The following is an 8,663-nucleotide window of genomic DNA, read 5'->3' as shown; positions in this document are numbered from 1 at the left end:
AAAATGTAAATATTGAAATAGAGTGTTTTGTTCACGGTGCCCTATGTTATTGTTATTCAGGACAGTGTTTTTTAAGCAGCTACATAGGTGGCAGAAGTGGAAACCGTGGAAGATGTGCCCAGCCGTGCCGAATGGAATATGATGTAATACAGAACAAAAAAGTATTAAATCCGGGGGATTCAAAGTATGTTTTAAGTCCAAAAGATATATGTACTTTGAATATTTTACCTGATATTATTGAGTCAGGTGTTCATTCCCTTAAGATAGAAGGAAGAATGAAGAAAACTGAATATATTGCCGGAGTTGTAAGTATATATAGAAAATATATAGATTTATACCAAAAAAATAAATCCGGTTATAAAGTAGATTCCCGGGATATAGATATATTATATAATTTGTTTAACAGAAACGGTTTCAATGAAAGTTATTATAAGGTTCATAACGGAAAGGAAATGATTTCATTAAAAAAGCCTACTTTTAGAAGTGGAAATGAAGCCTTAACATCCAATATTAAAAATAAATATATTGGCAAAAAGCTAAAGGAAACCTTTGATGTAAAAATAATCTGTAAGAATAATAAGCCTTTTACCATATGTGCAAATGTATATGGAAAGGAGATAACAGCCTATGGCTTAATTCCTGACAAGGCACAGAAACGCCCGATAGACAAGGATACAATATTAAAGCAGGTTTTAAAAACAGGTGATACCGATTTTAGTTTTAATCCTGTGTTTTTAGATTTAGATGATGGTTTATTTTTAACTGTGGGTGAAATAAAAAATGTCAGACGACAGCTTTTAGAGTTAATATATCAGGAGACTTTATCTTCTTATAAAAGAAATATCTATGGCAATTCAGATAAAGATAATGAATGGGTATCTGTTAGAAAAGATAATTACCATGGTGATATGTGTATTAATGTATCGGTAAGCACTTATGAGCAATTACAGGTTGCTGTTTCAAAAGAATTTATAAATAAAATTTATATTGAACTTCAGTTTTTCGATGAAAAAGGAATAAAAAGAGCATTTGATTTTATAAATGAAAACCATAGGCAGGTATACATTGCCATGCCTTATGTAAGTCGTTTAAAGGATATGGATATATTTTTGCAGGAATATAAGGATACATTAGACAACGAAACATGTATAGACGGTTTCCTTATAAGAAATTTAGAACAATATTATTTCTTACATGAAAATTATCCGGAAGCTAAATACATTTTTGACTATAACGTTTATTCCTATAACGGTTATGCCAAAAATTTCTATGTAAATAATTACAATGTTGTAACTACAGTACCGGCTGAGCTTAATTTAAGACAGTTGAAAGCACGAAAATGCAATAATGAGGAATTTATTGTTTATGGATATATGCCTGTAATGATTTCAGCAGGATGCTGCATAAAAACAACAGATAAATGCGCACATAATAACACTGTATACACACTAAAAGATTCAAAAAAAAATGAATTTGTAACCAGATGTGTATGTAAATATTGTTATAATGTTATGTATAATTGTAAGCCTTTATCACTTTTTAAATATGAAAAAGACATAGAAGGTCTTAATTTAAAAAGTGTACGAATAAATCTCACCATTGAGAAACGGAAGGAAACAGATAATATATTGTCAATGGCAGAAGATGCCTTTATCAGAAAGATACCTGTTGTGGCAGATGACACTACCACAAGAGGACATTTTAACAGAGGAGTAATGTAGAAAAGAAAAATGGGTACTTTTATTGTTGTAGTAACTAAATATTTATTTATTTTGTTAATGCTATTTTACACATGGGAATGTTTCAGCGCCTTAAGATGCAAGAATCCCTACAAACTGGCAGGAATATTTCAACGTCAGAATGCAGTTATTTTTCTCACGTATCTGCTGGGAATATTTACAATTTATTCCCACTATGCCGGTTTAAAGGCTTCAGACCCTAGTGATAATACCGATATTGTTATTATTGTTTTAGGTGGGGCGCAGCTGTGTTATCTTATAGTAGTGTTGGGAATTTTCCCAATTATTTATCCAAACATAAATAAAGCAATTTTAAGTAACATGTGTATGCTTTTAACTGTTGGATTTATAATTTTAGCAAGACTTCGTTTTCAAAACAGTATAAAACAATTTATAATTGTTGCCATAGTATCATTAGCATCACTTATCGTGCCATATCTTATGAGCAAATATGAAATGTGGAAATCCCTTACGTGGATATATTGTTTTGTAGGCATTGCATTGTTGTTATCAGTTCTTGTATTTGGTAAAAAAGATAACGGTGCTAATCTTGCAATTAAATTTGGAAATAGTTTTTCTTTCCAACCGTCAGAATTTGTCAAAATAATATTTGTATTTTTTATAGCTGGAATGCTTGCCAAATCAACGAAATTCGGCCAGATAGTAATTTCAGCCATAATGGCAGGAATCCACGTAATTATATTAGTTGTATCAAAGGATTTAGGAAGTGCCTTAATATTCTTTATGATATATGTATTCATGGTATATGTGGGAACAAGAAATATCAGTTATATTTTTGTGGGCTTTACCGGTCTTTCCGTTGCATCAGTGGCGGCATATAAGATTTTTTACCATGTGCAGGAACGTGTTTTTGCATGGCAGAACCCGTGGTCTGATCCGGCTGACACCGGCTATCAGATAACCCAATCCTTATTTGCAATAGGTAACGGTGGCTTAACAGGAACAGGTTTATATCAGGGACGACCTACGGATGTTCCCGTTGTGGATCAGGATTTTGTTTTTTCAGCCATAGGTGAAGAGTTTGGAGCAATTTTTGCAGTACTTATTATTTTAGTATGTTTAAGTTGCTTTATTGCATTTTTAAATACGGGAATGCAGCAGGTAAGTCTGTTTAACAAATTAGTATGTGTTGGACTTGGAATACAGTACGCAGTTCAGATAATTGTAACCGTTGGAGGTGCCATAAAAATGATTCCTTCAACAGGAGTAACTCTACCACTTATAAGTTATGGTGGCAGTTCAATACTTAGTACATTAATTGTCTTTGCCATAATTCAGGGACTTGCCATAGTAGGTACAACTACGGCAAAGAAACCGGTTAGAAGAAAAGTGCCAATGGAGGGAACAGGAAATGTTGCAACAAGAAACACGGCAAAAATCAGGAAATCGCCGCACAACACGCAGGAAATCAGAATCAACAGGCATTGAGCAAAAAAAAATGAATAAACAGGCTAAAATTACAACCTTTGTAATCTCCTTTATATTTTTATTTATGATAGGTTATTACCTTTACTTTGTTGTAGTAGACAGCCACGATATATTAAATAATCCATATAATCACAGAATTGACAGTCAGTCATCAACGGTTATAAGGGGAACTATTTACAGCAAAAACGGCAAGAAGCTTGCCTATACTGACACTAAAAATACTGAAAGTGATTTAACCGATGACACAAGAGAATACCCTTATGGAAATGTTTTCTCCCATGCCATAGGTATAACCACCCATGGTAAATATGGTCTTGAAAAAATGTGCAACTATGATTTGCTTTCATCCCAGACCAATGTAATTTCAAAAATTGTAGATGATTTTACCGATAACACTGAGAAAGGTTGTGACGTGCATACAACCTTAAGTGTTAATATTCAAAAGACTGCTTATAACAGTTTAAAGGGATATAAAGGTGCGGCTTTTGTAATGAATCCTACAACAGGAGAGATTTACTCAATGGTATCTCTTCCTTCATATGATCCTTCAACAATAAACGATATATGGGATCAGATTGCCAATGACCCAAATGATTCAAGACTTGTAAACCGTGCCACCCAGGGAAAGTATATTCCGGGCTCAATATTTAAGATTTTAACAACTCTTGAATATATGAGAGAAAATAAAAATTATAATGATTTTAGTTATAATTGTTATGGTCAGGCAAATTTTGGTGGATTTTCCATTAAATGTTTTAACGGTAATTCCCATGGAAGTGAAACATTAAAAGATGCCTTTGCTTATTCCTGCAACAGTGCCTTTTCAACTATTGGTAACAGTTTAAAGGTAAGTAAATTTAAGAAAACAGCAGAAGATTTAATGTTTAATCAGAAGCTTCCTTTGAACATGGATTACAACCAAAGTGTTTTTCCACTGGATAAGGATTCCACTGAATTTGATATTACCCAAACCAGTATTGGTCAGGGAAAAACTACCATATCACCGGCACATATGGCTATGATTGCATCAGCCATTGCCAATGACGGAGTTTTAATGAAACCTTACATTGTTGACCATATTGAAAGCAGTAGTGGAAATGTTGTAAGTTACACAAAACAGGAAAAATACAAAACACTAATGACTAAAGCCGAGGCAAAACAGCTTCAGGAATATATGGCTGCTGTTTGTGAATACGGAACAGGGCGTATTATGGCAAATTCAGATTACAGTGCCTACGGAAAAACCGGAACTGCAGAAGTTGACAAAAAAGATAATGTCAACTCATGGTTTGTTGGGTATGCCAAAAAAGGAAAGAGAAAAATTGCCATTGCAGTTGTTATTGAAAATATGCCGGAGGGCAGCAATTCCGCCGTTAATTGTGTAAAGGAAATTTTTGACTCTTATTTTGATAAAAAATAATTCATGGTTGTCTTGAAATGCATTGGTTCATACTGTATACTTACACTAAGCGCACACTAACAGACAGGAGGAATCGCAATGGAAAAAGCGGTTAGTTGTGGCGGTGTGGTTATATATCGTAAGAAGATTTTACTGTTATATAAAAACTATCGAAACAGATACGAAGGATGGGTTTTACCAAAAGGTACCGTTGAAAAAGGTGAAAATCACCGGGAAACTGCCATTAGGGAAGTACGGGAAGAAACAGGTGTGACCGGAAAGATTATAGACTATATCGATAAAAGCGAATATTCTTTCAATACACCTTCAGGTATAGTCAATAAAGAAGTATACTGGTATTTAATGACAGCAGACAGTTATTATAGCAAACCACAACGTGAAGAGTTTTTCTATGATTCGGGATATTATAAATATATTGAAGCATATCACTTGCTAAAATTTCCGAATGAGAAAAATATATTAGAAAAAGCATATTTAATGAGTAAGTCATTAATTAAATAGTGTTTATGACTTAAAAAGGACAGGCTTATTCCTGTCTTTTTTGAAGCATGAATGTATTGTGTATTATGAATAAAATAAATTATCAGAAGGAATTAGAAAAAGAACTAAATATAATTACAAAGGCTGGAAAAGTACCACGTCTTTTACTTCATGTATGCTGTGCTCCATGTAGCAGCTATGTATTAGAATATTTAACTCAATATTTTGATATTACTGCATTATTCTATAACCCTAACATTGACGGTGTGTCAGAATATAACCATAGAGCCCGGGAACTAAGAAGGTTTATTAGTGAAAAAAAATTTATAAACAAAGTGGATGTAAAAGTTTGTGACTACTGCCCGGAAGAATTTTTTAATAATGTAACGGGATTAGAGGATTGTTTAGAAGGTGGAGCCCGTTGTTTTAAGTGTTATAGACTTAGATTAGAAAAAACAGCTACTATAGCTTCTAATAAAAACTATGATTACTTTACAACTACATTATCCATCAGCCCCTTAAAAAATTCAGCTAAATTAAACGAAATCGGAAAAGAATTATCAGATAAATACAATATACCTTATTTGTTTTCTGATTTTAAAAAGAAAGAAGGATATAAACGTTCTATAGAACTGTCAAAGGAATATAACTTATATAGACAGAATTATTGCGGATGCGTATTTTCCAAACGTGAATCCCTAAGAAAGGAAGAATAATATGATTTGTCCAAATTGCGGAAGTGAATGTGATGAGAATCAGATGTTTTGTACAAAATGTGGTACAAAAATCAATTCTTTTGAAAATGATATAGTTACAACTCCCCCTGATAATACCTTTGAAAATATTTTAGGTGGAATTTCTTCAAAAGAGCCGGAAAGCACTAACTTAAATAAAAAAGACTATGCAAGAGAGCATGAAAGCACAAAATCAGAGTCTAAGTCTGCTCCGGCACAGGAGAAAATAAAGCAGCATAAAGAAAGCCGCGAGGTAAAAAAAGTCAATTCCAAGGCTGTTTACCAAAGTACAGGCAATGTTAGTAACAACATGAAAACAAAAAAATCAAAGAAAAGTTCCAAGGAAAAAATAGCAATAATTGCAGTTGTTGCCATTGTATTAGTTACGGCGTCAGTATTTGTTACTCTTGCCATTAAAGAATCTACTATGACTAAGAAATACAACAGATACTATTCCATTGGTAATAAATACTATACGGAAAAGAATTACAAGGATGCCAAAACTCAGTTTATAAATGCATCAAACAATGCCTTTACCAAGGAGCAGAAAATTAAAGCATATGAAATGGTATATACAATAGACGAGATAATTGGCGGCTATGATCAGGAAGAAATTAAATATTTAGAGCTTTTAATTGACACAGATGATACAAACATTAATTATTACGAGGATTTAATTGTTCTTTATCAAAATAACGACATGGAGAACAAAATTCAGTCCCTTATTAATTCTGCACCATCTAACCTTCAGGAAAAGTTAAAAAACTTTGATGGTACAATACCTGTTGCCGGCGTTGATGAAGGAACTTATGATAAGCCTCTTGAAATAAGCTTAGAAGCAGAAGAAGGCGTTAAAATATACTATACCATTGACGGAAGTAACCCTAAGGAAAGTTCAACTAAGAAGGAATATATTACACCGGTAAAATTAGAAGAGGAAGGCACATTTACCTTACGTGCATATTCCATTGACAAAAACGGTAAATCCAGCAAGGAAATGACTGCTAAATATATTTTGGATTTCAAAAAGGTAGATGCACCACAGGTTGAGCCACAAAGTGGAAATTATACATCTGAGCAAAAAATATCTGTTACCGTACCGGAGGGATGCAAGGTATATTACACAACAGACGGTACAATGCCTACTAAAGACTCTAAGGTTTACAAAAAAGAAATAAAAATTCCTAAGGGAAATAACGTTTATTATTTTGTAGCAATAGATGATGAGGGAGTAGTCAGTAACGTAGTTACAAGAGCATACAATTATCAGCCTACTAAGATTTCTTATGATGAGGCAGTTAATTCTCTTGCTAACAGTTTAGTATCTTCCGGCAAACTGGAAAATTCTGATGGAACCTTTAAAAACGGTGATGTGGCATATTTTAACTATGAAAAAACAATAGAAATTAATAAGCAGGATTATTACATTATTACATGTGATATTGAAACATCTAAAGGTGGACGAAAGTCCTCAGAAACATATGCTGTTTCCTGTGAAAACGGGACAAGCAGTAAGGCAGTAGGTAGTGGTGATTCCTATTCACTGTCATCTGATAACGGCGAAAATACAACAACAGAAGAATAAAAGCAAAACCGGGAAATGTAATACTAAATTACATCTTCCGGTTTTATTTTTTTGCCATTAATTTCCGTTAAATAAAAAAATCACCGGATTATCCGATGATTATAATAATTATTATTAAATAAAAAGTGCGGATGGCGGGACTTGAACCCGCACGCTTTATGGGCGGCAGATTTTGAGTCTGCTGCGTCTGCCATTCCGCCACATCCGCATAGCAATAAAAAGTTTATCATTATAACCTGTTATTGTCAATAGAAATATTCAAAAACTTTTCTTGACAGATACCCTATAGGGGTATATAATCTAATTCATAGAAAATCAATGGGAGAATAATTATGGATAAAGAATGCTGTTGTGCAAAAACTAAAATAAGAGAAGATAAAGAATATAAGGATTTAATAAACCGTTTAAACCGAATTGAAGGTCAGGTGAGGGGCGTTAAGAAAATGATTGAAAATGATGCCTATTGTACTGATGTGTTAATTCAGGTTAGTGCCATTACAGCAGCCTTAAACAGTTTTAATAAAATTCTATTATCAAACCATATTTCCACCTGTGTGGCAGATAATATTAAGGCAGGAAATATGGAAGTGGTTGATGAATTAGTTACCACAATTCAAAAACTAATGAAATAAATGCGTATGGAGGTAGACAATGAACAAGTATAACATAACCGGCATGAGTTGTGCCGCATGCCAAAATCGTGTTGAAAAAGCAGTATCAAAGGTAGCAGGTGTTGATAGTGTCTCTGTCAGTCTTTTAACTAATTCCATGCAGGTTGAAGGAAATGCCAATGAAAAGGATATTTTTGATGCAGTAAAAAAAGCAGGTTACGGAATATCATCTGCCGGTGGAAAACGTTCAAAATCTGACTCAACATCTATTGAAGATACCCAGACACCATTAATCCAAAAAAGGCTGATTGCCTCTTTGGTATTACTTATTCCCCTTATGTATATATCAATGGGGCATATGATGTTTGGCTGGCCACTCCCGGCAGTTATTTCAGATAATCACGTGGCAATGGGACTTATACAGTTGCTTATTACTTTATTTATTCTGGTAATTAACCAGAAATTCTTTATTAACGGAATAAAAGGTGTAATAAATAAATCCCCTAACATGGATACTTTAGTTGCCCTTGGTGCCGGTGCATCCTTTATTTACAGTACATGCATACTATTTTTAATGACTGATGCAGTAATGAAAAATAACAATGATTTGGTTATGACTTATATGCATGATTTCTACTTTGAATC

At 33.5% G+C, this 8,663-nt stretch carries 8 protein-coding genes and 1 tRNA gene; 8 read left to right on the top strand and 1 reads right to left on the bottom strand.

The window, feature by feature from the left end:
* From Q5O73_RS08960 to Q5O73_RS08935, 6 genes are all read left to right on the top strand, one after another.
* Window positions 1-1,721, top strand: a 1,721-nt coding sequence (locus Q5O73_RS08960; protein ID WP_302669514.1) for a U32 family peptidase, incomplete at its 5' end; no start/stop codon positions are given.
* Window positions 1,722-1,730: 9 nt separating this feature from the next.
* On the top strand, window positions 1,731-3,188 hold the full coding sequence (locus Q5O73_RS08955) for an FtsW/RodA/SpoVE family cell cycle protein (protein ID WP_302624662.1): 1,458 nt from the start codon (window positions 1,731-1,733) through the stop codon (window positions 3,186-3,188).
* Window positions 3,189-3,198: 10 nt separating this feature from the next.
* Complete coding sequence (locus Q5O73_RS08950) at window positions 3,199-4,608, top strand: penicillin-binding protein 2 (RefSeq protein WP_302669513.1); 1,410 nt, start codon at window positions 3,199-3,201, stop codon at window positions 4,606-4,608.
* 78 nt (window positions 4,609-4,686) lie between these two features.
* The gene (locus Q5O73_RS08945) at window positions 4,687-5,109 is read left to right on the top strand and encodes an NUDIX hydrolase (protein ID WP_118588586.1); all 423 of its coding nucleotides are present in this window, start codon (window positions 4,687-4,689) and stop codon (window positions 5,107-5,109) included.
* A gap of 65 nt (window positions 5,110-5,174) precedes the next feature.
* A complete protein-coding gene (locus Q5O73_RS08940; RefSeq protein ID WP_186840411.1) occupies window positions 5,175-5,804 on the top strand; it encodes an epoxyqueuosine reductase QueH in 630 nt (209 codons plus the stop codon).
* A gap of 1 nt (window position 5,805) precedes the next feature.
* Window positions 5,806-7,407: a chitobiase/beta-hexosaminidase C-terminal domain-containing protein gene (locus Q5O73_RS08935; RefSeq protein ID WP_302669512.1), complete on the top strand. Its 1,602-nt coding sequence runs from the start codon at window positions 5,806-5,808 to the stop codon at window positions 7,405-7,407.
* Between the two features lie 126 nt (window positions 7,408-7,533).
* Here the strand turns inward: Q5O73_RS08935 and Q5O73_RS08930 are convergent.
* Window positions 7,534-7,615 (bottom strand) — tRNA-Leu (locus Q5O73_RS08930).
* Between the two features lie 124 nt (window positions 7,616-7,739).
* Here Q5O73_RS08930 and Q5O73_RS08925 point away from each other — a divergent pair.
* Together Q5O73_RS08925 and Q5O73_RS08920 are read left to right on the top strand one after the other, a co-directional pair.
* Window positions 7,740-8,039, top strand: a complete 300-nt coding sequence (locus tag Q5O73_RS08925; protein ID WP_021953009.1) for a metal-sensing transcriptional repressor — start codon at window positions 7,740-7,742, stop codon at window positions 8,037-8,039.
* Between the two features lie 19 nt (window positions 8,040-8,058).
* Window positions 8,059-8,663, top strand: a 605-nt coding sequence (locus Q5O73_RS08920) for a cation transporter (protein WP_302669511.1), incomplete at its 3' end; no start/stop codon positions are given.

It is taken from the genome of Eubacterium sp. AF15-50, assembly GCF_934835595.1.
Lineage (GTDB): Bacteria > Bacillota > Clostridia > Lachnospirales > Lachnospiraceae > Eubacterium_G > Eubacterium_G segne.
The sequence above is the reverse complement of the archived record's forward strand: the minus strand, read 5'-3'. Positions and strand labels throughout refer to the sequence as shown.